Here is a 24,940-nt window from a genome sequence, read left to right as displayed (position 1 = left end):
GAGGTGTCTGACTCGCTTTGCCTCCACGCATCTTGCGTCGCTTATGATGGCCGTGCGGTTCTCATCCTCGGTAGATCTGGCACTGGAAAATCTAGCCTAGCCCTCCAACTTCTCGGTCTTGGGTGTGATTTGGTGGCGGATGACCAAACCCTGATCGATCCAGACCTGACGGCACGGTGCCCCGATACCATTGCTGGCAAAATCGAGGCGAGAGGTGTCGGCATTCTAGCGGCACCCCACGTCACGGCTAAGATCACGCTCGTCGTGGATTTGGATACGGAAGAGACAGAGCGCCTGCCCGCATGGCACAACCTACACCTTCACGACGCAGACATACCACTTTTGCGCAAGTCAAACGCCATTCACTTCCCTTTTGCGATCCTGCAGTATCTCAAACATGGGCGGACCGACTAAGCGGGGATGACATGACGTCGAAGCAGAGCATTATCCTTGTCACTGGTCCATCTGGTGCAGGTCGCACGACGGCTGTTCGCGCACTCGAGGATATTGGCTTTGAAGTCATCGACAACATGCCCCTCTCACTCATCGATCGCGTTATCGAAGGCCAGCCGCTTGATCGCCCACTCGTTCTCGGCCTCGACGTGCGGAATCGCGATTTCACCGTAAATGCGGTCATAGGGGTGATTGACCGTCTGGGACATGATGAACGGTTCGACCTTCAGGTGGTTTATATGGATTGCTCGGACGACGTGCTGATCCGCCGCTTTTCCGAAACCCGTCGGCGCCACCCCCTATCGGTCGAAACTGCCCCGACAGAGGGTATTATCAAAGAAAAGGACCTGCTGATTCCGATCCGAAGCCGCGCGGACATCCTGATCGACACCACGTCGATGACCCCGCATGATTCTCGGGCGGAAGTGCAAAGCTGGTTCCAGAAACCTGACGGCCACCCCCTCGCGATTACGGTGCAGAGCTTTTCCTACAAACGCGGATTACCTCGCGGGCTAGACATCGTGCTCGATTGTCGGTTCCTGCGTAACCCACACTGGGAACCAGATCTGCGCGCACTGAACGGCCAAGATGCTGCCGTCGTGGAATATATTGCAAAAGACGAACGTTTCGACGCATTCTTCACGAGCGTCAAAGCCATGGCTGCACTATTGCTGCCTGCCTTTGAGGAAGAAGGGAAAACGCACCTCTCTGTTGGCTTTGGATGCACCGGAGGGCAACACCGTTCGGTCGCAATGACAGAACTCCTTGCGAAAGCCCTTGCAGAAGACGGATGGCAGGTGTCAAAACGCCACCGAGAAATGGAACGCCACACAGACGGTGGGGCGGCAGATCGGGGTTAAAAACGCGTGATCGGAATCGTGATCGTTGCTCATGGTGGCCTAGCAGGTGAATACCTCGCGGCGATGGAACACGTTGTGGGCCATCAAGCGGGTGTCGTTGCTATCGCAACCCGCCCCGAAGACGACCGTAGCGCCAAACAAGCCGAAATCTGCGATGCCGCCGATTCCGTTGATACCGGTGCAGGCGTTGTCATCGTAACCGATATCTTTGGCGGATCGCCCTCAAACCTTTCGCTGATGGCCTGCGGGCCAAGCAACCGCCGTATTCTCTACGGCATGAATCTTCCCATGCTGATCAAGCTCGCGAAAAGCCGTCAACGTGACGTGCCAGACGCCGTCGAGGCCGCATTGACCGCCGGACGTAAATACATTGATTGCCATCAAGTACAGAGTGACTGACTTCTATGACTGTTTCCCGCCGGCTCCAGATTGTGAACATCAAAGGGCTTCATGCCCGCGCGTCCGCGAAATTGGCCGAAGTGGTCGAAGATTTTGATGCCACTGCCACCGTCTCTAAAGATGGCATGAGCGCATCAGGCGACAGCATCATGGGTCTTTTGATGTTGGCAGCTTCCAAGGGAAGTTTTATTGAGGTCCAAACCGATGGGCCGGCAGAACTTGAGCTTGCCGATGCGATTGAGGCGCTGGTGGCTGACATGTTCGGCGAAGGCAACTGACCTAGGTCAGCCCATCAATTCAAGGACGTGAACTTTGTCAGACGTAACCCCGGACCAAACAGCGGATGAATCCAACGTGCAGGATGGGCAAAAGTTCTATGACCGCCGTAGCCTTACCTACTCCAACACATTCGACAGCGGCCTAAAGCGTAACTTTATCCGGGCGGTCGAATGGCTGACGGGCAAGATCACGATCATCCAGCGTGTTAAGAAGTTCGAACGTCTTGGCGCTCCAACGGGTCAAGCATTTTGGCCTGCAACCATGGAAGCCATGGAGATCGAGCTGCAAACCCCGCAGGAACAGATCGATCGCATTCCCGCTGAAGGCCCCGTTGTGTTTGTCGCGAACCATCCGCATGGGCTCGTCGACGGGATGATCCTTGCAGACCTTATTGGACGTCGCCGCGATGATTACCGCATCCTGACACGCTCTCTGCTGACAGGCATCGACGAGAGCGCAGCGAGCTACATGATCCCCGTGCCCTTTCCGCATGAGGAAGACGCGCAGCGTAAAATGATCGAGATGCGCAAAATCGCGATGGAGCATCTGGCGAAAGGCGGGTTGATCGCACTATTCCCATCGGGCGTCGTCGCTGCAGCGAACAAACCCTTTGGTCCCGCGATTGAGGCGGAATGGAACGTCTTTACCGCAAAGATGATCCGTACGTCGGGCGCTACGGTCGTGCCTTGTTATTTCCCGGGATCAAACTCGCGAGCCTACCAAATCGCGAACTGCATATCGCCCACGCTTCGTCAGAGCCTGCTCTTGCACGAAGTGGCACATGCGTTCGACAAACCGCAAAAACCAATCATCGGAGAGCCGGTCTCTGCTGAAGAGGCCGCTGAGCGCAGCAAAGACCCGCGTGCGTTTATGGCGTGGCTGCGTGAACGGACACTGTCTCTCAAGGAATGAGGCTAACTCAGACCGTCCTCGTCCAATAACGTTCGGCCCTGACGGTCCTCAACCTCGATCACCCAAAGATCGCTGTCAAAACTGCGCTGCTTCGCGACAGATACATCCACGTCTTGCTCAATACCCTCGGCCAGCACCATCCATGTGCGCTCTCCGGTCATCATATCGAACGACCGTTGAAACGCTTTGGCATTGCCATCCAGCGTATTCAGCTTAACCAGAACAGCGCCCGCGGTTTCGTCACCGCGTGCCACGACAAACGCAGGAATATCAGCCAGCCTGAGCCGCGTTAGATAGGCCGAAACCCAAACGCCGCTGGCCAATCTCACGCGTTGCCGTCCTTAAAGTCGAGGCCCATTTCGGTGTAACGGTCTTTCTCTTCGAGCCAGTTCGGGCGCACCTTCACCTGAAGGAACAGGTGGACCTTACGACCCAAGAACTCTTGCAGCTCTTCGCGTGACGCTTTGGATACGGCCTTAGCAGTCTCACCGCCCTTGCCGAGAATGATGCCCTTGTGGCCATCGCGGGACACATAAACCACCTGATCGATGCGGGCGGTCCCATCAGGACGTTCCTGCCAATGCTCGGTCTCTACGGTCAACTGGTAGGGCAGTTCCTGATGCAGACGCAAGGTCAGCTTTTCACGGGTGATCTCTGCCGCAATCATGCGGAGCGGCAAATCCGCGATCTGATCCTCGGGATACAGCAACGGTCCAGCAGGCACCTGATCCGACAACCATGTCTTCAGCGCCGCACAGCCATGGCCCCGCTCTGCCGAGATCATAAAGGTCTCTTCGAACGGAAATGCCTCGTTCATTTTCTGCGACAGTTCCAACAGGTCTTCGGCTTTGACGCGGTCGATCTTGTTGATGGCAAGAGCCACTTTGGCTTTGCCAACCCGTTCAGCGAGCGCCTCAAGTATCGCTTTAACACCGTCGGTCAATCCGCGATGCGCTTCGATCAACAGGACCACAACATCGGCGTCAGATGCACCACCCCACGCTGCCGCGACCATCGCACGGTCCAGACGGCGACGCGGGCGGAACAGGCCAGGGGTGTCGACAAACACGATCTGTTTGTTTTCGCCTTCCATCGCAACACCGCGGATGCGGGCGCGGGTGGTCTGAACTTTGTGCGTCACGATCGACACTTTCGCGCCAACCATCCAGTTCAGAAGCGTGGATTTGCCAGCGTTCGGTTCGCCAATCAGCGCAACAAAACCTGCGCGGGTCTGAGTTTCGGTCATGATGATACCTTTGCAAGCAGCGACTTCGCTGCGGCCTGTTCGGCCTGTCGTTTCGAGCCGGCGGTAGATCGCTCTGTTTCACCGCTCTCCAATTGGACTTCGATGGTGAAGATCGGTTGGTGATCGGGTCCGTCGCGGCCCACCTCTACATATTTCGGCGGGGTCTGGCCACGTCCTTGTGCCCATTCCTGCAAAGCAGTCTTTGCATCGCGCGCGTCTTCTTCAACGGAGTTGATACGTTCACCCCAAAGCCGCAGGATTGTTGCCCGCGCTACGTCGAAACCCGCATCCAGGTAAACCGCAGCAATCACGGCTTCCATCGCATCGCCCAAAAGCGCCTCTTTGCGACGACCGCCAGACTTTTGTTCAGAGCGTCCGAGTTTCAGCACAGCCCCGATATCCAGTTCGCGTGCTACGGCAGCGCAGGTCTCTTTGCGGACCAGCGCGTTGAACCGAGGAGCGAGAACGCCTTCGGAGGCAGTCTTGTCCGCAAGGAACAGCGCCTCAGACATGACGAGCCCCAGAACGCGGTCGCCGAGGAACTCCAAGCGCTGGTTGTTATCGCGATGGGGCGACGACATCGACGGATGCGTCACCGCCCGAACCAATAGTTCAGGACGCGAAAACCGGTGTCCCAGTCGAGCGCTGAAGGACTCCAATTCACCAGACAACTTCATCGTACAGCTTTCAAAAAACGCCCAAGGCGCCAATTCCAGATCAGGGCGGGGCTCTGCCCCTCAAAGGAGTAGAGTATCCGAACAGCGCGCCCAACAACAGAGCCTTGGCTCACCATCCCAACACCGCCCGCCAAAACAGCGATCCGGCTATCCGCAGAGTTGTCGCGATTGTCACCCAAAACGAAATACTGACCCACAGGCACGCGGTATATTTCTGTCGCGTCTTGGGGGCCAGCGGGCAGAATGTCCAGCACCTCATACGAACGCCCGTCCTGGTTTGTCTCAATCAGCTGCTCTTTGCGGCAGATTGCACCTTGCCCGACTGCACCATTGGCGCAGCGCGGCAGGAGGCGGAGCGGTCCTTGGGGGACCATAGGCTCTAAGAACGGATCGGTGGTCGACTGCGCCCAAGCAATGCCATTCACCACAACCCGCCCATCCGCGATCTGCACCTCATCGCCGGGCAGACCTATAACGCGTTTGAGGTAGACATCGGTAGATCCATCAGGGCGAAATGCGATCACATCCCCCCGATCAGGATGACGTGACAGGCGGTTCACGGCAATGACGTCCCCAACGTAGAGCGTCGGCTTCATCGATCCCGCAACGATCGTGTATGGGCTCCACGCGATACGAGAAAACGCGACAGCCGCGAGGCCGAAAGCAAGCACGTATGTCGCCATCCGTAAAGGCGTCATTTCATAGAGGCGACGCTGCCCCTGACCTTTCAAAAGAACGACCAGCATCACAACGGTGCTCACATAGGGCACGAACAACAATGCGATTACCCAGAACGGCCAACGCATCTCGTTTAATCGTCGGACCGTATGCCCGAGGACAGGAACGACCAGCATCGACAATGCAACCCATATGGTCACTTCGACGAGGCGTGCACCTGCCCCGAAAACATCGAGCAATAACAATGGTGCGGCCACCAAAGCCCACACCCCATAGACTACAAACAGACGCGGGCGCGAAGTGCGCCCGGTCCAATCATAACCGTCTAGGTAAATGCGTATTGGATTATAGGATTGCCGCATCGGTCCTATTCAATTGCTTTAAAGAACCGATCGCTGCGCCATGTCCAAAACGCCAAGATCGACCGCCCAGCAGACGAAAAGATGACCCGATCCGCACGACCGACAATATCTTCGCGGCGCACAAAGCCCACGCCAGACCCACGCACAGGATCCCATGCAACACGACTGTCGATAGAGTTGTCACGGTTATCGCCCATGAAGAAATAGTGATCTTCGGGCACGACATAGATTTCGGTATTGTCGGTATCGACGGCTGCCGACACACGGTTTCCATCACGAACGTTTAGGATGTGGTGCGAAACGCCGTTCGGGAGAGTTTCGATATACATATCCTTGATACAGTCGGTGCCTTGCACATCCATACACTGCGGACGTAGCTGCTGTGGACCCTGCGGACCCGCGACTTCGATGAACTGACCTGCGGGTTCGAGGCCGACAGGCTCCCCATTGATTTGGAGGTGACCGTTGATCACTTGGATGCGATCTCCGGGCATACCAATCAGACGCTTGATGTAGTCTTCGCCCTTGCCGCGATGGCGGAATACGACAACGTCACCACGTTCAGGTTCGCTCCCGAACAGACGGTCGTCAGCCCCCATAAAGGCGCCACAGAAATCATCGGGGCCAAGGTCAATGCCAAGGCTCGGCACTTTAACCGCAGGGCACGACGCATAAGAGTAGCCGTAGGCCATCTTATTCACGAACAAGAAGTCGCCGATCAGCAGCGTGTCTTTCATTGAACCCGACGGGATCCAGAACGGCTGGAACAGAATGGTACGGAATGCGCCTGCGATCAAAAGGGCATAGACAACGGTCTTTACCGTCTCTTTGATGCCCGCCCAGAGGCTGCTTTCTTCGGACATAGTCTGCTCCTGCAAGTTTGTTGAGGTTACATGCTGCCGTGCGTGGGAGGTGTCAACCCGCTGATCGGGCGGGCTTCGATCACGACAAAGGCCTGTGCCCAAGGGTGATCGTCAGTGAGAGTGACGTGAATGACGGCTTCGTGACCCTCTGGCGTCATCGCCTGAAGCCGCTCTGCCGCCCAACCCGTCACACGCATAATCGGTTGTCCCGTTCCGAGGTTGGACACGGACATATCTCGCCACGAAATCCCCATCCGAAGCCCCGTGCCCAGCGCCTTTGAGCAGGCCTCTTTCGCAGCCCAGCGCTTTGCGTAAGTACCAGCAGTATCAGCGCGTCTTTCGGCCTTGTTCTGCTCTTCGGGCGTAAAAACACGGTTCCGAAAACGGTCACCAAACCGTTCAAGGGTGTTTGCGATACGCTCTGTGTTCGCAAGATCAGTGCCGATACCAAGGATCAAGCGCGCGCCTCATCCATCAGGCGGCGCATCTCACCGATCGCATCCGCCAACCCGAGGAAAATCGCCTCACCGATCAGGAAGTGACCAATGTTCAGTTCCATGATCTGCGGAAGGGCAGCAACAGGTTGCACCGTTTCGTAGGTCAAACCATGACCAGCGTGCACTTCGAGCCCGAGGCCGTCGGCAAACGCGGCCATATCCGTGAGGCGTTTTAGTTCGTCGTCGCGCTCCGCGAATTTACCCTCGGCGTGATAGTCACAATACGCGCCTGTGTGCAGTTCGATGACTTCAGCACCGATGCGGTGCGCGGCTTCAATCTGACGTTGGTCTGCGGCGATAAAGATCGACACACGCGATCCCGCCTCCCGCAGTGGCGCAATGAAATGAGCTAGACGGTTTTCCTCACGCGCCACCTCAAGACCACCTTCGGTCGTGCGTTCCTCACGTTTTTCAGGGACGATGCAAACCGCGTGCGGCTTATGACGCAAAGCGATGCGCTGCATTTCTTCGGTCGCTGCCATTTCAAAGTTCAGCGGCTTTGTCAGCGCGGCCATCAACCCTTCGATGTCAGCATCGGAAATATGACGCCGATCCTCACGCAGGTGCGCTGTAATCCCATCAGCACCAGCCTCTTCGGCCAAACGCGCGGCACGCACGGGATCAGGATACGCGCCCCCTCGAGCGTTACGCACCGTTGCGACATGATCGATGTTTACGCCAAGGCGCAGTTTACCTTTGCTCATCGGGATCTCCTGACTCGAACCGTTTGGCCGAACCCTAACGACAATTCCGACCGCCGTCAGTGCGATTTTTAGCTTATTTTGTTCAATTGCTTGAGACGGGATTTCAGACGCTTTCGACGGCTGTTCTGATAGACCTTAATCACGGGTAATGTGACGTAATACATGACGACGGCAGCGGTGAGGCCAGGAATAATGGACCCGACCGCAAACGGCAGAAACACATCCTCAAAAAAGATAGAAAGAGCATGCCAATCGGCCTTGGCGTCAGTGAATATCGCTAGAAAATTGTGCCAGAGATCGCTCCACGCTCCGCTAAACTTACCCATGAGCGACACATGAACCGTGCGATCTGGACGCGTTCCAAGCAGGAAATGCCCCATCGTCAGTGACGAAACCGCAATTGGCACATAGGTCAGCGGATTGCCGAAAAACGTCCCGAGCAAGGCGGCAGGCACGTTGCCACGCAATGTCCGCGCAAAAAGCCACGCCATGATGAAGTGCATCCCGAAGAACGGCGTGAAACTGGTAAATACGCCTGCGCTGATGCCGCGCGCGATCTTTTCAGGGGTGTCGGGCAGACGGCGCAAGCGGTGCTTTACATATTCAAACGCGCGGACCCAGCCACCTTTCGGCCAAATCAAGTGCCACAGCGACTGCCAAAGTGGTTTTCTATCGCGCCGCTTGAACACTATTTCCGATCCTCTGACGGCTTGCGGTTTCGGGACGGATCCCGAAGCCGTGCGATCGAAGATACGTTACTCTCGGCCTCAAGCGCGGTCATGACACGGTGCAAATGTTCGATATCCCGAAGATCGACATCCACAAACAAACGGTAGAAATCGGGCTTGCGATCGATGAAATTGAGGTCCGAGATATTCGCGGCCTGCTCCCCAATAATCGTGCAAATCCGCCCCAAAACACCCGCATCGTTGCTGATCGTGAGATCAAGCGTGACCGTATGTTTCGGTTCGTGGCGCCCGTCTTGCCAGTGCAAGTCGACCCAACGTTCTGTCGTGTCCTCGAAATCCACCAGCGACGGACAATCGATCGTATGGATCACGACGCCCTGACCACGATAGGCGATCCCGACAATACGTTCGCCCGGCACGGGCTGGCAGCATTGTGCGCGGGTATAGGATTGGTCGCCTGTTAGACCGACGACGGCCTTAGCGCGCTCAATCTCGTCACCCTTGCGTTCGGCCAAATCGGGATAAATCGCCCGAACGACCTCGCGCGAGGTAACTTCCGCACTACCCAACCGAGCGAGCAGTTCATCAACGCTCTCAAGCGCGAGTGTCTTTGCTGCCGTACGAAGCGCCTTTTCGGTCGCTTTTTTGCCAACGTTTTCAAAGGCAACGCGAGCCAACTCTTGGCCTAGTTTGATATATCGCTCACGATCTTCTTCGCGGAGTGCACGACGAATAGCCGTTTTCGCCCGCCCAGTGACGGCAATATCAATCCATGTTGCTTCGGGCTTTTGACCTTCTGCAGTGATGATCTCGACCGACTGACCGTTTTTGAGACGAGTCCACAGCGGAACGCGCAAACCGTCCACCTTCGCCCCGACGCAGGCGGCGCCGATCCGCGTGTGGATCGCATATGCAAAGTCGATGGGCGTGCCGCCGCGTGGCAGTTTGTAAACGTCACCCTTGGGCGTGAAGCAGAACACTTGGTCCTGATACATCTCGAGCTTCACAGCTTCGAGGAACTCATCGTGATCCGTGTCATCGTCCAGACGCTCGGACAACTGCGAAATCCAGCGCACGGGATCGACGGCAAAGCGGTTTTCGACGCGTTCACCGTTCTTGTAAGACCAGTGCGCCGCGACGCCCGTCTCTGCAACTTCGTGCATTTCGCGGGTGCGGATTTGAACCTCAACCCGCTTACCGTCACGACCCGAAACCGTCGTGTGGATCGAGCGATAGCCGTTCGATTTAGGTTGGCTGATGTAGTCCTTAAACCGTCCGGGAACGGCGCGCCAACGTTGGTGGATCGCACCAAGGACACGGTAACAGTCGGACTCACGTTCGGTCAGGATACGGAAACCCCAGATGTCGGACAGACGGCTAAAGCCCTGATCCTTCTCCTGCATTTTCCGCCAAATCGAATAGGGGCGTTTAGCGCGGCCATAGACCTCGGCCTTGATATCCGCCTTATCCAATTCAATCCGCATGTCGGTGGTGATCTTTTCGATCACGTCGCCAGATTCTTTTTCCAGCATAACATAGCGACGCAGGATCGATTGGCGTGCATCAGGGTTGAGAACCTTGAACGCCAGATCTTCGAGTTCCTCGCGCATCCACTGCATACCCATACGGCCAGCGAGTGGTGCGAAAATCTCCATCGTCTCGCGGGCCTTTTGGGCCTGCTTTTCTGGACGCATGGATTTAATCGTCCGCATGTTGTGCAGACGGTCGGCAAGTTTGACCAAGATAACGCGCAGATCGCGCGACATCGCCATGAACAGCTTGCGGAAGTTCTCAGCTTGTTTTGTCTGGGTAGAAGTCAGCTGAATATTGGTCAGCTTTGTAACGCCATCGACGAGTTCGGCGATTTCACGGGTAAAGAGGCGTTCTACCTCAGAAAAGCTGGCTTTGGTGTCTTCGATCGTATCGTGCAAAAGTGCCGTCACGATCGTCGCGTCGTCCATCTGTTGATGAGCGAGAATGCCTGCGACGGCCACTGGGTGGGTGAAATACGGTTCCCCAGAATGACGAAACTGCCCCTCGTGCATTTCGGCGCCAAAGGCAAATGCATCACGGAGCAGTTTTTCATTAGTTCTAGGGTTGTAAGCGCGGACCAGCGCGATCAGTTCCTCGACTGTCGAAATCTGGTCCTGCCCCATAGTTGACTAGAGCCGCGATTAACGCTGGCCCTGCGCCTCCATCAATTGACGAAGGAGTTTTTCTTCGGACATGTCGTCGTCAGACGGTTTGTCAGCTTCGGCACCCATGAGAAGCGCCATCGCGTCATCTTCGGGTTCGTCAACTTCGATCTGGGTCTGGTGCGATTCGATCATGCGCTCACGCAGATCGTCAGCCAGCTGGGTTTCGTCAGCGATTTCGCGAAGCGAAACAACGGGGTTCTTGTCGTTGTCGCGATCAACAGTGATCGGGGAACCAGCCGCAATTTCACGTGCACGGTGTGCAGCAAGCATCACCAGCTCAAAGCGGTTAGGAACTTTATCAACGCAATCTTCTACCGTTACGCGGGCCATAAGCGCACTCCACTCTCTGTCGTGTGGTCCTAGGAAGCCCTCCGTTTAGTCGGTCGCCCCCCAAAACACAAGTCGATTCCGAAACGTATTAGGTCACGAGATAGGGACAACTTGATCGATTTCGCCCCGAGGCAATTGTTCAAGCATTTCAAGGACGGTTTTCCCGAGGATTGGGTGTTTCCAGTCGGGCGCGATATCGGCCATCGGCACCAAGACAAAGGCGCGATCCTGAAGACGAGGATGTGGCAGCAATAGCTGGTCGGGTGCTTCAGCCATCTGTCGGTCGAGTGGCAGGTTGATCCATTGGCTCACTGTCGTTTCATCAGGGCACACCATGTCATCAGCCGCCAGCAGATCGAGGTCGAGCGTCCGCTGCCCCCACCGCACCGTCCGCACGCGACCAAAGTCAGCCTCAATCCGATGAAGTGCTTCGAGAACACCCTGGATATCGAGCTCGGTTTCTACCCGAATCACCGCATTCGCAAAATCGGGGCCTGCTCCTACTGGAAAACACGGCGTACGGTAATTTTTACTTCTTAAGGATATTTTGCCTACACTTTTGGATATTTCACCCATCGACTCATTGAGTAGCTGGTCTGGCGACGTAGAAAGTGACGTTACGTTAGAACCAAGGGCGATGAGCACGTTTCGACGCATAAGTGATCGTATCCTGACTTGCGATAGACAGCCAAACATCTACGTTTGTGTAAGTTTCGTCACAATACATTTCACTCACGGACTTTAGACGGAACGAATTCGGAAGGATTTATTATGTTTTATCGTGACGAGCGATTGGCGCTCTTCATCGATGGATCAAACCTATACGCGGCCGCAAAATCGCTCGGGTTTGACATCGACTACAAGCTACTGCGGAGCGAATTCATGCGCCGTGGTAAGCTTCTTCGTGCGTTTTACTACACTGCTCTCCTTGAAAACGACGAGTATTCACCGATCCGTCCGCTGGTTGATTGGCTGAACTACAATGGCTTCACCATGGTGACCAAGCCCGCCAAAGAATACACTGACAGCATGGGACGCCGTAAGGTTAAAGGGAACATGGACATCGAACTCACTGTCGATGCTATGGAACTGGCCCCTCACGTCGATCACATCGTCCTCTTCTCGGGCGATGGCGATTTCCGTCCGTTGGTTGAGGCCATCCAGCGCAAGGGCGTGCGGGTCTCTGTTGTATCGACGATTCGTAGCCAGCCGCCGATGATCTCGGACGAACTGCGCCGCCAGGCCGACAACTTTATCGAACTCGATGAGTTGAGAGACGTGATTGGTCGCCCTCCGCGTGAACCGCGCGATGACCAACCCGCATCGGCAGACGTTGAATAAAATTGGGCGGGGATTTCCCCGCCCTTTCTTTTTCATCATTCACTTATGCCGCGCCGCTGGACAGGGCCCCACCGTGCGACTACCTCTCTGACTATGACCAAATCGCCTTTGACACTGTATCTCGCTGCACCCCGCGGATTTTGCGCTGGTGTAGATCGCGCCATTAAGATCGTGGAAATGGCGATCGAAAAATGGGGGGCGCCTGTCTATGTGCGCCACGAGATCGTCCATAATAAATTCGTGGTCGACAGCCTACGCGATCAAGGCGCGGTCTTTGTCGAAGAACTAGACGATTGCCCGACAGATAGACCCGTAATTTTTTCGGCCCACGGCGTCCCCAAATCCGTGCCCGCCGACGCGGAACGTCGAAACATGGTCTATGTCGATGCCACCTGCCCTCTGGTGTCCAAGGTTCACATTGAGGCCGCCCGCCATGCGGATGATGGCCTGCAGATGATTATGATCGGCCATGCAGGCCACCCCGAAACTATCGGCACCATGGGACAATTGCCCGAGGGCGAAGTCCTCTTGGTCGAAACCGTGGATGATGTCGCAACGGTTGAGGTGCGCGATCCAGCCAAACTGGCCTACGTGACGCAAACCACGCTGTCCGTTGACGACACCAAAGACATCGTCGCCGCGCTGCATTCCCGTTTTCCAGCGATCGTCGGCCCCCACAAAGAAGACATTTGCTACGCAACAACCAACCGCCAAGAAGCGGTCAAAGCCATCGCCCCGAAATGCGATGCTCTCCTTGTTGTTGGGGCACCGAATTCATCGAACTCGAAACGATTGGTCGAAGTCGCAGCAAAGAATGGGTGTTCTTATGCCCAACTCGTCCAACGCGCGTCTGACATTGATTGGCGTGCGCTCGACGGCATTCGCACCATCGGCATCACCGCTGGCGCCTCTGCGCCCGAAGTATTGATCAACGAAGTCGTCGATGCCTTTAGCGACCATTACGACGTGACGGTCGAACAGGTTATCACCGCAGAAGAAAACATCGAGTTCAAGGTTCCACGTATCCTAAGGGTCCCAGCATGAACCGCATCCCATTCGCGCCTCTTGCTCTCGGCCTCGCGGGCCTGATCCCCTTTATCTTTGGCGCGCTAACGTCGCTCGGTTGGCTGCCATCGGGTTGGGGCATGGGTGGACCGATGTTCACTCTGGCCTACGGGTCGGTCATCCTCTCGTTCATGTCTGGTGTGCTGTGGGGCTTTGCTACAAAGACCACAGGCGCACGCGCCGCTGCGGGCTTTGCCCTCTCGGTGCTCCCCGCACTTTGGGCATTCTTCATGCGCGGTGACACGCTGTTTTCTGCGGCAACCTATCAAATAACGGGCTTTATCGGGCTTCTACTGCTTGATTTTCAGTTCTCGAAATGGGACCTGACCCCGACGTGGTGGATGCGCCTTCGCTTGCTCCTCTCCACCATCGTCATTGTCTGCCTTGCGAGCCTCCTAATCTAATGCCTGATCTCTTTGCCTACACAGACGGAGCTTGCTCTGGAAATCCCGGTCCTGGCGGATGGGGCGCTCTCCTTCAGGCGAAATCGGATGGGGCCGTCATCAAAGAGCGCGAACTCTTTGGCGGTGAAGCCGACACAACCAACAATCGGATGGAGCTCTTGGCCGCCATCAACGCGCTCGAAGCCCTTGAGCGTCCGTCATCCCTAACTGTCGTGACCGATAGTGCTTACGTGAAAGGCGGGATCACGGAATGGATGTGGGGTTGGAAGAAAAAGGGGTGGCGAACCTCCACCAATAAACCTGTTAAAAACGAAGACCTATGGAAGCGTTTAGACGAAGCCGCCCGCCGCCACAAAGTCACATGGGAATGGGTCAAAGGCCACGCAGGCCACCCAGAAAATGAACGCGCTGACGAACTCGCTCGTCGCGGCATGGCACCATTTAAATCCTGAACTCTGCCTTTGTGCCTCAAATATCCCGGGGGTGAATGGCCGTAGGCCAGAGGGGGCAGCGCCCCATCTTACCGTTTTTTCACCCCGACATGCCGCCCAACTGTTTGACTCTAACAGCTGATCAGGGTGATGTGAGGCATAGCGCAACGCTGGACGAGCCATGCAGATCTACCTGCCAATTGCCGAAATTTCGGTGAACATTTATCTCCTCTTGGGGATCGGGGGCCTTGTCGGGGTCCTCTCGGGTATGTTCGGTGTTGGGGGTGGCTTTCTTATTACCCCGCTCTTGTTCTTTGTCGGCATTCCGCCGGCTGTTGCGGTAGCGACATCTGCCAACCAAATCGTAGCCTCTTCTGTGTCCGCGCTTATGGCGCATATCAAACGCAAAGGTGTCGATTGGTGGATGGGCACGGTCCTCTTGATCGGCGGCCTCATCGGATCCGCAATTGGCGTCCAAGTCTTCAACCTGTTGAAAGAACTTGGTCAGGTCGATCTGCTCGTGAACCTTTGCTACGTCGTCTTTCTTGGTGTCGTGGGCGGCTTGATGATGGTTGAGAGCCTACGTGCGCTCCGCCGCAGCAAGAACGCACAACCCGCAAAACGCAAACGCCACAACTGGGTTCACAACCTACCATTCAAGGTCAAATTCCGCGTCTCTGGCCTGTATATCTCGGTCATTCCACCGCTGTTGGTGGGCATGTCGGTTGGCGTTCTGGCCGCGATCATGGGCGTTGGTGGGGGTTTCATCATGGTGCCTGCCATGATTTACGTGCTGGGCATGCCAACCAAAGTGGTGATCGGCACCTCGCTCTTTCAGATCATTTTCGTCGCTGCTTTCACGACAATGATGCACGCGATTACCAACCAGACCGTCGATATTGTCCTCGCGCTGCTACTCTTGATCGGCGGTGTAATTGGCGCTCAATTCGGCACCCGTATCGGGATGAAACTGAAAGCCGAACAGCTTCGTATTCTGTTGGCAGGTCTGGTGTTGCTGGTATGCCTGAAGCTCGCGTTCGACCTGCTCATTGAACCCTCCGAACTGTTCTCAATCGGTGACGCGCTATGATCCGGCTGGTCACTTTCCTTCTCATGCTTTTGCCATCACTTGCCTTGGCTCAAGAAAAGCTAGTGCTGGGACTGAGCCAAGACGAGGTTTCGATCACCGCGACGTTTACAGGGTCCGAACTGTTGATCTTTGGCGCAATCAGCCGCGAAACACCGCCGCCGCAGAATTCTGATTTAGGTGTCATTATCGCCGTTGCCGGCCCGAACGTCCCTGTCACGATCCGACGCAAGGAACGGGTCGCGGGCATTTGGATCAATACCGATTCCGCAAACATCGACATTGCGCCGTCCTTCTATGCTGTCGCGACCTCTGGCCCGTTGAACGAAGTTCTGCGCCCGCTCGAAGACCTTCAGCACGCGATTACGTGGGACCGCGTGGTGCGCTCCGCAGGGCAAGACGCCTTTTCCACAACCGAATTTTCCGAAGCCTTTGCACGCATCAAAGAAAGTAGCAACTTGTTCCAGATGCTCGAAGGTGCTGTCGCGCTTGAGGATGATACGCTGTTCCATACGGCCATTACGTTGCCATCGAACTTGACCGAAGGCCCCTATCGCACTCGAATTTTCCTGACGCGTGGCGGGCAAGTGATCGATACGCTGGACACCAATATTCCAGTGTTCAAGGTGGGGATGGAGCGTTGGCTGTATAACCTGAGCCGCGAACAATCCGCGCTTTATGGTCTACTCGCACTGCTGATCGCGATTATCGCGGGTTGGACCGCATCTGCTGCATTCAACGCGATGCGCCGTTAATCATCGTCGCTCTGCACGGTGAGTTTCAGTTCGGCGGCAGGCATATGCAGGTCATCCACGCCCAACGGTCCCGACGGACGCGCGAGGCGATTTCGAACAACCCAGCGCAATTCCCGTTCCGCCCGTGTGATCGCTACATAGGCCAATCGTTTCCAAAGCGGCTGCCCCGACTCTGACCGTCCCATTTTGGCGGCAATCTCGATGTCTGGCGCAAAGACTTGAACCGTGTCCCACTGGCTGCCTTGCGCCTTGTGGATCGTGACCGCAGCGCCGTGCAAAAATGCAGCGCCCATGCGAGCGGCGTATGGGATAAACGGTTCTTCTTCGCCTTCTTTTTCGATCTTAACGATGCTGGCGGCTGATAGCTGAGGTTCTTCCGCGCCCATCACCCATAGTTTCGAGAACCCAGGTTTGGACCCTGGCCCACGGTAGATCACCTGCGCACCTTTGATCAGCCCTCGTGCCTCAAGGTCGAGCCGTTTTTTGCGGTGCTTCATCGGCAATTCGATGCCGTCACAGATCAGCGGTTCACCGGGGATCAATGCATCCTCAGGCGCGCCATAGGCGCCGCGAAACGCGTGGATCAATCGGATGCGCGTGGCATTCCGCCAAACAAGGACTGGTGACCGCGCCATCAGATCGGACTCAACTCGCTGAGCCAAAACGACCCTCGGGTCTTTTTCCGCTGCTTCTGCGACAAGCCGTTCGAATTTGTAAAAATCGACCGACGGGTCGGCGAGCGCGTGGGCCAGATCGAGGATCGGGTTACCCGCCTCTTGGCGGTGGATACGGTTCAGGATCAGTCGATCCTTTTCGGGCAGTTTTTCAAAGACCATTCCGCCCGTCCCTTGGACAGGTGGCAACTGCGCAGGATCGCCAAACAGCACGAGCGTCGGGAAAATCTCCTTGAGATCATCGAGCGCCCTTTGATCCAGCATCGAGCTTTCATCAATGAACCCGATATCAAGCGGGTCCTCACGACGTTTCCAACCCGTGATAAAGTCAGAACCACGCAGCCCAGCAGCGGCAAGTGCCGCAGGGACCGAAGTGTTTATCTGATAAGACGCCCAAGCGCGATCTAGCGCCACATCCGTGAGCCCCTCAATATCGGGCCGTGTGCCTTCACCCGCGAGCCATTCGGCAATCCGCTCGTATTCCGGATCATAGACGGGCGTGTAGAGGATGCGGTGGATCGTCGTTGCGGGCACACCGCGATTTCGCAAAACCGCTGCAGCTTTGTTGGTCGGAGCTAGGACCGCGAGGGTTCGACGATCTTTCTTCCGTTTACCTTCCCAGTCACCAGAGACTATTGAAACGCCCGCCTCTTTCAGCGCCTTGGTCAACTCTGCCAAAAGCAAGGTCTTGCCTGACCCTGCCTTCCCGATAACGGCCATGACGGCGCTGCTGTCCCCCATCGGTGGGGTCAGCAACGCGTCCGTCAGATTCACGCCGTTTGCAGCGAGCAAATCAGCGATACTATCCCAAGCCTGCGCCTGATCTTCGGAAAATTGGAGTGCCGGAGTTGTCATGGCGGGACCCTATCCTTAACCCAAGAAAGGGACCAGAGGGGTTAGGCCACCAACTGTAATCGCGGTTCAAACCCAAAGCTTTTGAGGAACCATTTTTCGGATAGTTCGGGCGAGATCCCTGCGCGATGTGCCACGCTTTCGCGCGCTTTATCATCGTAGCCCCAAAGACCCACAGCAATCATATCGCGGCCTTTCCCCGTTTGCCCCAGTATTTCGGGCGACGAACCAATCATCCGATAAATGCGCACCATCCGCGCATCAAAGACCCCGACGAAATGTCGAACGTCGAAGGCCCGCATAAGCTCACCCCCAGCCAACATAAGGGCCGCAGCCACACGACTTTCAGCATTTGGGTTCAAACAAAACCGAGTACATTCCCAGATAAAGGGACTTTGCAATTCGACCCCATCCATCAGGTCGACAAAGTGATCATTCACCATCGTCTGGCCAGTCGTCGGCAAGAATCGCATTGAGCCGCCGTGGCTCCCTTCGTGGTTTTCCCAGATAACGTAAAGCGGGTTGAGGTCGTCATACGCGTCCCTTTCCCATCCACGGTCATCGACGGTAACGTCCCAGCCGAGCCGTTCATGAAATTGAGCGGCTCGATCGCGGAACATGCTGTCCGCTAATTTCGGGTAATTGCAGAGTTGATCGCCGTATAGGTACCGCAGCATGACACATCCCTTTTCTGATCCAAGGAACAGTCTGCCGTAAAATGGTTAAACTTCGGCCTATGCACCGTTCGGTGCCTTGCCAGGCCAATCACCTGAGGTTCCAAGAGCGGCGCCGCCAATCACAATCAACCCTTCGGTTATTGCCTTCGCAACGGCGTGAGTTGTGTTGGTCGCACCCAATTTGAACCGCGCACTTTCGATGTAAACCCGCAGCGTATGCTCTGAGATTGACAACATCTCTGCCACTTGGCCACGACCATAGCCCATCGCCAAATAGGTCAGGGCATCCGTTTCGCGGCGCGACAGGGACTTCACGATTTCGGGCTTACGCCCCTTCGCAATCTTCAGGGCACTTTTGTTGAAATAATGCGCAAGAAGGATCAGATCGCGCTGGTGGCTCTCGGTAAAGACCTCCCACTCTTCGTCCGAGCAGGTGTGTGAAACCGTGAAAAGCGCATATTGCCCGTTCGGTCCACGGATGGGGATAGACATGCCTTGATTGCCCACACCTGCCGCAATCGCTTCTTTCTGAAAGGCCCGCGCTTGTTTAGAGGACCAGTCGAGCCGTTTCCAATTCACGGGGTGAAACCGCTGATAACAACCGATGACGACGGGATCGACGCGTAGGTAGTCATTGTCTACGTAAGTCTGAACCCAATCGGTCGGATAGGTTCCGCATCCAAACTGCTCACCATCGCTGCTGATCCAATGGTAAACCGCGTGGTCGATACGGAATTGATCACGCAGTGTCAGGATGATCGATTGTAGATCATCCAGTGTGTCCGCCTGATCCAGTTGCCCAATCAGGCTTTGTATGTTTTGCCCCATGCCCCATCAGCACTGTCTGTGCCGTCCCGATTTTCGACGCCAATTCGCGTCGCGCCACATCTGACGTGCGATCCAGTTCAGTGACGAGGGCCGGCATCCCATTGAGATCTGCAAAGGCCCGTAGATCGTCAAGAACGTCGAGTATCCACGTTTTTCCCATGACCAGACTCCTCTGCGATGGTTAATGGAACATTAACAACCAAGCCTAGCACACAACTTCTGAACGAATTATTCGCACATTCGCCCTCCCCACAAATAGGGAGGCACCTAATTCGCAACTATTTGTTCTGAATGTGACTAAAATAAAGAGGCGACCCAATCGGATCGCCTCTCGGTTGATTGTGCTGGGCCGAATCAGAGTTAGGCTTTGGACTCTGCGATAACCTCGGCAAAGGTGGTCATGCCTGTTTTCTGAGCCTGAACCAAAACCGCCATGTTGCCCGGCAGGTGCTGGTTTTTCAGCATCTTCATGTGCGCTGTCGGGATTTCATCCCATGGGAAGACTTCGGACATGCAAGGATCAATGCGGCCTTCACAGACCAGACGGTTGGCTGCTGCGGCCTGCTTCAGGTGAGCAAAGTGCGAACCCTGCAAACGCTTCTGGTGCATCCATGTGTAGCGCACGTCGAAGGTGCAGTTGAAACCAGAGGTACCCGCGCAGATCACAACCATACCGCCTTTTTTGCAGACGAGGTTGGACACAGGGAAGGTGGACTCACCCGGGTGTTCGAACACGATGTCGACGTTGTTGCCTTTACCCGTGAATTCCCAAATGGCTTTACCAAAACGGCGGGCTTCTTTGAACCATGCGTCATATTCAGGGGTGTTTACCTTTGGCAGTTGGCCCCAGCAGTTAAAGTCTTTGCGGTTGATGACGCCTTTCGCGCCCATCGACATCACAAAGTCACGCTTGGATTCATCAGAGATCACGCCGATCGCATGAGCGCCCGCTGCCTTCGCCAGCTGAACAGCGAACGAACCCAGACCACCAGATGCGCCCCAAACCAGAACGTGCTGACCTGGTTTGATGTCGTGCGGTGCGTGGCCAAAGAGCATGCGGTAGGCCGTTGCCAAAGTCAGAGTGTAACAAGCCGACTGTTCCCAAGTCAGGTGCGAAGGGCGCGGAAGAAGCTGTTGCGCCTGAACCCGCGTGAACTGAGCGAACGAACCGTCAGGTGTCTCGTAGCCCCAAATGCGCTGGGTCGGAGAGAACATCGGGTCGCCGCCGTTACATTCCTCGTCGTCGCCATCGTCTTGGTTACAGTGGATGACGACCTCATCACCGACTTTCCAGTTTTTGACTTTGTCGCCAACGGCCCAAACGATACCCGCCGCATCAGAGCCAGCGATATGGTATTCGGCACCATGGCCGTCGAACGGAGAAATCGGAACGCCAAGACCAGCCCATACGCCGTTATAATTAACTCCTGCAGCCATAACGAGCACGAGAACTTCGTGCGCATCAAGCTTGGGGGTTTCTACAACTTCAACCTGAAAAGACTTGTCTGGCTCGCCGTGGCGTTCACGACGAATGGCCCATGCGTACATTTTTTCAGGAACGTGGCCGAGAGGGGGGATTTCACCAACTTCGTACAGATCTTTTTTAGTCGCGGTATAGTCGAGTGCCATCGATCTAACTCCTCCAGAGGATAATTTTTGCCGCGCCGCAGAATCGGCGGGATTACCCAAGAATTAGGATCGTGAAAGTAACTTTGCAACCCCACCAAAGTGTAAATTGTAATTTTATTACCTTGCGGATGCAGAAAATCCTGAAATTTACGCTGCGTCTGCACAAAAATGATGCGCAATCGAGGCTGCATAGTAGTCGAGCAGGGACCGTTCATCAGGGACGATCTCGTAGGTATCGCCCGTTTTTCGGATCATTTTCCGAGCCAGCATGAGCGCCAAACCTTCGGTGGCGAGCTCGGCTGCGGACCGCCGTGGCAGCGTTACCCCCCGTGACCGAAGAGAGGCCAAATCAAATCCGATGGCTTCGGTAATTGAATCTTTGGAAAAGTGCCCCTGCAACATCGCACGAGCGACGAGAGGGACCGGGACGAGAGGGACCACCTTTGCAATATTTTCCATCAACACGTCAGCTAATTCATCAATCGAGCGATCTGGCGACGTCGCAAGAAACTCTGACAATACAATCGGCGACCCGAAGCCTACGGATGCGGTCCCAAACGGCGTGAACTTTAGCCTCACGGCCCGCCACAGTGTCGCAGGCAAGGCCAAGAGCGCTGACCATAGCGACGGCCGGAACTTGCGTTCTCCCGTTATCGCCGCGCGGATCAGTAACCGATCCTCGGGCACGCGATCATAGTTCAGCGCAACGGGCACAAAGATCACATCGCGCCCATCTGGTTTTGATGCGTCAACAATGTAGCTGAGCAGCCCCATTTTGGGCTTCGCTATCGCTCCGGTAAGGCTAAGCCCGCCTTCGGGAAAGAACGCTTGGGTCACGCCGTTCTCAGTCGCCATCCGAACATATCGAGATAAAACAGCACGATAGAGCTGACCGCGAGAGCCTCGCCGAATGAAATAGGCCCCCATTGCGCGAACCAACCACGACAAAGGCCAGACGCGCGCCCATTCCCCGACAGCATAGGCAATCGTGCTCGAACTACTGATCAGGTGGGTCACCAGCATATAGTCCATATTGCTGCGGTGGTTGATCACAAAGACGAGTGTGGCGTCCCGATCAATGGCACCAAACTCATTCTGGTCCATCGCACCCAATCGGATCTTGTACATCGACCGAGAGACCAATTTCGCGAGCCTCGCGCCGAAGCCGAAATAGACCGAAGCCGAAAAGGATGGGACGATCTCGCGGGCGTAACGTTTCGCGCGTTCAAAAGCCACGTTGTCAGGAATGCCTTCAGCCGTCGCCGCTTTGTGGATCGCTTTTGCAACATCGGGATCATAGATCAGTCGCTGAATCGTATCGAAGCGCCGGGCCAATTTGAACGGCTCAATCGGCCGCGCGAGGCGCTCATTTAGTCGCGCCACAGCACGCTCCATCCGTTTACGGAAAAACCAGCGGACGGATGGGAAAAGAAAATGCGAAGCAAAAGTGACCGCTGCAAACAGCAGGATCAGAACCAAAAGCCAAAGCGGGAGAGTAACGGGGGCATTCATGCGCCGACAGTGACCTGAACTGAGGTATAGGACAATAGGCTCACGCCGCAACGCAGCGAATTGACAGGGATGCAATCTTTCCGTTATCCATTCCCCGACGAAATAAAATTACCCGACCGGATTCTCTGGAGGCCCATATGTCGCAACCGCAGAAAGATCGCCCGTGGCTGTTCCGCACCTATGCGGGGCACTCGACCGCTGAGGCGTCGAACGCACTGTATCGTTCAAACCTCGCAAAGGGTCAGACCGGCCTTTCCGTGGCTTTCGACCTTCCCACCCAGACGGGTTACGATTCAGATCATCGCCTCGCTCGCGGTGAAGTTGGCAAAGTTGGCGTTCCTGTCTGCCACTTAGGTGACATGCGCGCGCTGTTCGACAATATCCCGCTCGAACAAATGAATACGTCGATGACAATCAACGCGACGGCTCCTTGGCTGCTGTCCCTGTATATCGCCGTAGCAGAGGAACAGGGCGCCGATATATCTGCGCTGCAAGGCACGGTCCAAAACGACATTATCAAAGAGTATCTTTCGCGCGGCACCTACATTTGTCCGCCTAAGCCATCCCTGCGGATGATCACGGACGTTGCGGCCTATACCCGCGAAAACTTGCCCAAATGGAACCCGATGAACGTCTGCTCCTACCACCTTCAAGAGGCTGGCGCGACACCCGAAGAGGAACTGGCCTTTGCACTGGCGACCGCAACTGCTGTGCTCGATGATCTTAAGGGCAAGGTTCCAGCAGAGCACTTCCCCAACATGGTTGGCCGCATCTCGTTCTTCGTGAATGCTGGCATCCGCTTCGTGACCGAAATGTGCAAAATGCGGGCGTTCGTCGAACTTTGGGACGAAATCTGCCAAGAGCGTTATGGCGTCGAAGACCCCAAAATGCGCCGCTTCCGCTATGGTGTTCAGGTGAACTCTCTCGGCCTGACCGAGCAGCAACCAGAAAACAACGTCTACCGCATTCTGATCGAAATGCTGGCTGTGACTTTGTCTAAAAACGCTCGAGCTCGTGCGGTTCAGCTGCCAGCATGGAACGAAGCATTGGGCCTTCCGCGCCCGTGGGACCAGCAGTGGTCGCTCCGCATGCAGCAGATCATGGCCTATGAGACCGACCTTCTGGAATACGATGACCTGTTCGACAACAACCCTACCGTGGACCGCAAAGTTGCGGCCCTTAAGGCAGGCGCTCGTGAAGAGCTCGCAACCATCGACAGCATGGGCGGCGCGGTTCAAGCCATCGAATACATGAAGTCTCGTTTGGTCGAATCGAATGCGAAACGCATCAACAATATCGAAGCGGGCGAAACAACCGTCGTTGGCGTGAACAAATGGCAGAATGGGGAACGATCGCCTCTCACCTCGGGCGAAGACGCAATCATGACCGTCGATCCAGCGGTGGAAGCTGAACAAATCACCCGCCTAAATGCATGGAAGGCTGGCCGCGATACAGCTGCCGTTGCAAAGGCGCTGGCTGCCCTCACAGCGGCTGCAAATGACGGCACCAACATCATGATCCCGTCGATTGCGGCAGCAAAAGCGGGTGTCACGACAGGCGAATGGGCAGAAGCGATCCGTCAAGCGTTCGGCCAGTATCGCGCACCGACTGGTGTTTCAAAGAACCCATCTAACCGCACCGAAGGTTTGGATGAAATTCGAGACCGCGTTGCGACAGTGACAGGTAAGTTGGGTCGTCCGCTGAAATTCATTGTCGGTAAGCCTGGCCTAGATGGTCACTCTAACGGCGCTGAACAAATCGCAGCGCGTGCCCGCGATTGCGGCATGGACATCACGTATGAGGGCATCCGCCTCACGCCCGACGAAATCGTCGAAGCCGCGAAACGCGATGATGCGCACGTCGTTGGCCTGTCAATTCTGTCCGGCTCTCATTTGCCGCTGATCGCCGAGGTCATGGAAAAAATGAAAGCGGCTGGATTGCACCACATTCCAGTTATTGCGGGCGGCATCATTCCAGATGAAGACGCAAAAAAGCTGATCGAAATGGGGGTTTCGCGCGTTTACACGCCCAAGGACTTCGAATTGAATCGAATTATGGGCGATATCGTAACGCTCGTCGATCCAGCAGAAAAAGCCGCTTAATTAAAGGCAAAATCATTAATAAATACCCCGATTGCCAATTGTCGCATTCGGGGTATTATGCGTTTCGTATTTTAATCTTGCATTAAAGGCTCACGGAATGACCATCAATCTCGATACCCTATCCCGTAAAGAACTCGAAACGCTTCGTGCTGATGTTGAGAAAGCACTGAGCCGCGTTGGTGCGCGCGAATTAAAAGCTGCGCGTGACGCAGCGGCCAAAGCCGCAGCTGAATTCGGGTTTTCGCTGGACGAACTGACAAGCGGAGCAAAAGCGCCAAAGGCCAAAGCCCCTGCGAAATATCGCAACCCTGCGGATGACACCCAAACTTGGTCCGGCCGTGGTCGCAAACCCCAGTGGATCAAAGACGCCGAAGATGCAGGCAAAGACATCGCATCTTTCGCGATCTAATTTCAAAACAGCGGCGCGGTAATCCCG

At 55.7% G+C, this 24,940-nt stretch carries 30 protein-coding genes; 13 read left to right on the top strand and 17 right to left on the bottom strand.

Annotated elements, in window-relative coordinates; all coding sequences use genetic code 11:
• Positions 1 to 3: 3 nt before the first annotated feature.
• Genes QWY83_RS02790 through QWY83_RS02770 form a run of 5 tightly spaced genes read left to right on the top strand, consistent with a single transcriptional unit; the run spans position 4 to position 2,903 of the window.
• Positions 4 to 414: an HPr kinase/phosphorylase gene (locus tag QWY83_RS02790; RefSeq protein WP_249946078.1), complete on the top strand. Its 411-nt coding sequence runs from the start codon at positions 4 to 6 to the stop codon at positions 412 to 414.
• Positions 415 to 425: 11 nt separating this feature from the next.
• Positions 426 to 1,313: an RNase adapter RapZ gene (gene rapZ / locus QWY83_RS02785; RefSeq protein WP_249946079.1), complete on the top strand. Its 888-nt coding sequence runs from the start codon at positions 426 to 428 to the stop codon at positions 1,311 to 1,313.
• A 6-nt stretch (positions 1,314 to 1,319) separates the two neighbouring features.
• Positions 1,320 to 1,712: a PTS sugar transporter subunit IIA gene (locus QWY83_RS02780; RefSeq protein ID WP_067548106.1), complete on the top strand. Its 393-nt coding sequence runs from the start codon at positions 1,320 to 1,322 to the stop codon at positions 1,710 to 1,712.
• A gap of 5 nt (positions 1,713 to 1,717) precedes the next feature.
• Positions 1,718 to 1,990 carry an HPr family phosphocarrier protein gene (locus QWY83_RS02775; protein ID WP_067548103.1) on the top strand — a complete coding sequence of 91 codons (273 nt, stop codon included), beginning with the start codon at positions 1,718 to 1,720 and terminating at the stop codon, positions 1,988 to 1,990.
• A gap of 34 nt (positions 1,991 to 2,024) precedes the next feature.
• Positions 2,025 to 2,903, top strand: a complete 879-nt coding sequence (locus QWY83_RS02770; RefSeq protein WP_435404494.1) for a lysophospholipid acyltransferase family protein — start codon at positions 2,025 to 2,027, stop codon at positions 2,901 to 2,903.
• 2 nt (positions 2,904 to 2,905) lie between these two features.
• Here the strand turns inward: QWY83_RS02770 and QWY83_RS02765 are convergent, their stop codons facing one another.
• The 11 genes from QWY83_RS02765 to folK all read right to left on the bottom strand — a co-directional run bounded on the left by QWY83_RS02765 (position 2,906) and on the right by folK (position 11,804).
• Complete coding sequence (locus QWY83_RS02765) at positions 2,906 to 3,232, bottom strand: DUF1491 family protein (RefSeq protein ID WP_249946080.1); 327 nt, start codon at positions 3,230 to 3,232, stop codon at positions 2,906 to 2,908.
• The gene (era, locus tag QWY83_RS02760) at positions 3,229 to 4,149 is read right to left on the bottom strand and encodes a GTPase Era (protein WP_249946081.1); all 921 of its coding nucleotides are present in this window, start codon (positions 4,147 to 4,149) and stop codon (positions 3,229 to 3,231) included. The genes QWY83_RS02765 and era overlap by 4 nt, the downstream gene beginning before the upstream one ends.
• Positions 4,146 to 4,826 (bottom strand): ribonuclease III, encoded by a 681-nt coding sequence (gene rnc, locus QWY83_RS02755; RefSeq protein WP_249946082.1) that lies wholly within the window; start codon positions 4,824 to 4,826, stop codon positions 4,146 to 4,148. The genes era and rnc overlap by 4 nt, the downstream gene beginning before the upstream one ends.
• A complete protein-coding gene (gene lepB / locus QWY83_RS02750; protein ID WP_353958937.1) occupies positions 4,823 to 5,866 on the bottom strand; it encodes a signal peptidase I in 1,044 nt (347 codons plus the stop codon). Before lepB (QWY83_RS02750) ends, rnc begins: the two co-directional genes overlap by 4 nt.
• A gap of 5 nt (positions 5,867 to 5,871) precedes the next feature.
• A complete protein-coding gene (lepB, locus tag QWY83_RS02745; protein ID WP_105234089.1) occupies positions 5,872 to 6,729 on the bottom strand; it encodes a signal peptidase I in 858 nt (285 codons plus the stop codon).
• Positions 6,730 to 6,755: 26 nt separating this feature from the next.
• A complete protein-coding gene (acpS, locus tag QWY83_RS02740; protein WP_249946084.1) occupies positions 6,756 to 7,187 on the bottom strand; it encodes a holo-ACP synthase in 432 nt (143 codons plus the stop codon).
• The gene (locus QWY83_RS02735; protein WP_249946085.1) at positions 7,184 to 7,930 is read right to left on the bottom strand and encodes a pyridoxine 5'-phosphate synthase; all 747 of its coding nucleotides are present in this window, start codon (positions 7,928 to 7,930) and stop codon (positions 7,184 to 7,186) included. The genes acpS and QWY83_RS02735 overlap by 4 nt, the downstream gene beginning before the upstream one ends.
• A 68-nt stretch (positions 7,931 to 7,998) precedes the next feature.
• Positions 7,999 to 8,571, bottom strand: a complete 573-nt coding sequence (locus QWY83_RS02730; RefSeq protein WP_353958936.1) for a DUF2062 domain-containing protein — start codon at positions 8,569 to 8,571, stop codon at positions 7,999 to 8,001.
• A gap of 47 nt (positions 8,572 to 8,618) precedes the next feature.
• A complete protein-coding gene (locus QWY83_RS02725) occupies positions 8,619 to 10,775 on the bottom strand; it encodes a RelA/SpoT family protein (protein ID WP_435404493.1) in 2,157 nt (718 codons plus the stop codon).
• An 18-nt stretch (positions 10,776 to 10,793) separates the two neighbouring features.
• Positions 10,794 to 11,147 (bottom strand): DNA-directed RNA polymerase subunit omega, encoded by a 354-nt coding sequence (gene rpoZ / locus QWY83_RS02720; RefSeq protein WP_067548079.1) that lies wholly within the window; start codon positions 11,145 to 11,147, stop codon positions 10,794 to 10,796.
• Between the two features lie 93 nt (positions 11,148 to 11,240).
• The gene (gene folK, locus QWY83_RS02715) at positions 11,241 to 11,804 is read right to left on the bottom strand and encodes a 2-amino-4-hydroxy-6-hydroxymethyldihydropteridine diphosphokinase (protein ID WP_249946086.1); all 564 of its coding nucleotides are present in this window, start codon (positions 11,802 to 11,804) and stop codon (positions 11,241 to 11,243) included.
• 114 nt (positions 11,805 to 11,918) lie between these two features.
• On the opposite strand from folK, the gene QWY83_RS02710 reads away from it, so the two are divergent.
• The 6 genes from QWY83_RS02710 to QWY83_RS02685 all read left to right on the top strand — a co-directional run bounded on the left by QWY83_RS02710 (position 11,919) and on the right by QWY83_RS02685 (position 16,230).
• Positions 11,919 to 12,488, top strand: a complete 570-nt coding sequence (locus QWY83_RS02710) for a LabA-like NYN domain-containing protein (RefSeq protein ID WP_067548076.1) — start codon at positions 11,919 to 11,921, stop codon at positions 12,486 to 12,488.
• Between the two features lie 93 nt (positions 12,489 to 12,581).
• A complete protein-coding gene (ispH, locus tag QWY83_RS02705) occupies positions 12,582 to 13,532 on the top strand; it encodes a 4-hydroxy-3-methylbut-2-enyl diphosphate reductase (protein ID WP_249946087.1) in 951 nt (316 codons plus the stop codon).
• Positions 13,529 to 13,957: a DUF3429 domain-containing protein gene (locus QWY83_RS02700; protein ID WP_249946088.1), complete on the top strand. Its 429-nt coding sequence runs from the start codon at positions 13,529 to 13,531 to the stop codon at positions 13,955 to 13,957. The genes ispH and QWY83_RS02700 overlap by 4 nt, the downstream gene beginning before the upstream one ends.
• Positions 13,957 to 14,409: a ribonuclease HI gene (rnhA, locus tag QWY83_RS02695; RefSeq protein ID WP_067548069.1), complete on the top strand. Its 453-nt coding sequence runs from the start codon at positions 13,957 to 13,959 to the stop codon at positions 14,407 to 14,409. The genes QWY83_RS02700 and rnhA overlap by 1 nt, the downstream gene beginning before the upstream one ends.
• Before the next feature lie 160 nt (positions 14,410 to 14,569).
• Positions 14,570 to 15,478 carry a sulfite exporter TauE/SafE family protein gene (locus QWY83_RS02690; RefSeq protein WP_067548066.1) on the top strand — a complete coding sequence of 303 codons (909 nt, stop codon included), beginning with the start codon at positions 14,570 to 14,572 and terminating at the stop codon, positions 15,476 to 15,478.
• Entirely contained in the window at positions 15,475 to 16,230 is a 756-nt protein-coding gene (locus QWY83_RS02685; protein ID WP_249946089.1) for a TIGR02186 family protein, read from the top strand. Before QWY83_RS02690 ends, QWY83_RS02685 begins: the two co-directional genes overlap by 4 nt.
• Here the strand turns inward: QWY83_RS02685 and QWY83_RS02680 are convergent.
• From QWY83_RS02680 to QWY83_RS02655, 6 genes are all read right to left on the bottom strand, one after another.
• Entirely contained in the window at positions 16,227 to 17,759 is a 1,533-nt protein-coding gene (locus tag QWY83_RS02680; RefSeq protein ID WP_249946090.1) for an ATP-dependent DNA helicase, read from the bottom strand. The genes QWY83_RS02685 and QWY83_RS02680 overlap by 4 nt on opposite strands.
• Before the next feature lie 41 nt (positions 17,760 to 17,800).
• Positions 17,801 to 18,433, bottom strand: coding sequence for an acyl-homoserine-lactone synthase (locus tag QWY83_RS02675; RefSeq protein WP_249946091.1), 633 nt, complete (start codon positions 18,431 to 18,433; stop codon positions 17,801 to 17,803).
• 57 nt (positions 18,434 to 18,490) lie between these two features.
• On the bottom strand, positions 18,491 to 19,261 hold the full coding sequence (locus QWY83_RS02670; protein WP_249946092.1) for a helix-turn-helix transcriptional regulator: 771 nt from the start codon (positions 19,259 to 19,261) through the stop codon (positions 18,491 to 18,493).
• Positions 19,203 to 19,421 carry a hypothetical protein gene (locus QWY83_RS02665; protein WP_105234078.1) on the bottom strand — a complete coding sequence of 73 codons (219 nt, stop codon included), beginning with the start codon at positions 19,419 to 19,421 and terminating at the stop codon, positions 19,203 to 19,205. The genes QWY83_RS02670 and QWY83_RS02665 overlap by 59 nt, the downstream gene beginning before the upstream one ends.
• A gap of 200 nt (positions 19,422 to 19,621) precedes the next feature.
• Positions 19,622 to 20,890, bottom strand: a complete 1,269-nt coding sequence (gene ccrA / locus QWY83_RS02660) for a crotonyl-CoA carboxylase/reductase (RefSeq protein WP_249946093.1) — start codon at positions 20,888 to 20,890, stop codon at positions 19,622 to 19,624.
• 147 nt (positions 20,891 to 21,037) lie between these two features.
• A complete protein-coding gene (locus QWY83_RS02655; RefSeq protein ID WP_249946094.1) occupies positions 21,038 to 22,402 on the bottom strand; it encodes a 1-acyl-sn-glycerol-3-phosphate acyltransferase in 1,365 nt (454 codons plus the stop codon).
• Positions 22,403 to 22,539: 137 nt separating this feature from the next.
• Here QWY83_RS02655 and QWY83_RS02650 point away from each other — a divergent pair, with 137 nt between their 5' ends.
• Both QWY83_RS02650 and QWY83_RS02645 read left to right on the top strand, forming a co-directional pair.
• Complete coding sequence (locus QWY83_RS02650) at positions 22,540 to 24,504, top strand: protein meaA (RefSeq protein ID WP_249946095.1); 1,965 nt, start codon at positions 22,540 to 22,542, stop codon at positions 24,502 to 24,504.
• A gap of 97 nt (positions 24,505 to 24,601) precedes the next feature.
• Complete coding sequence (locus QWY83_RS02645; protein WP_249946096.1) at positions 24,602 to 24,913, top strand: H-NS histone family protein; 312 nt, start codon at positions 24,602 to 24,604, stop codon at positions 24,911 to 24,913.
• Positions 24,914 to 24,940: the final 27 nt, after the last annotated feature.

Origin of the sequence: Marivivens donghaensis (genome assembly GCF_030410045.1) — a bacterium.
Classification (GTDB): Bacteria; Pseudomonadota; Alphaproteobacteria; order Rhodobacterales; family Rhodobacteraceae; genus Marivivens; species Marivivens donghaensis.
Note: the sequence above shows the minus strand (reverse complement) of the source record. Positions and strands in the feature narration are given on the sequence as shown.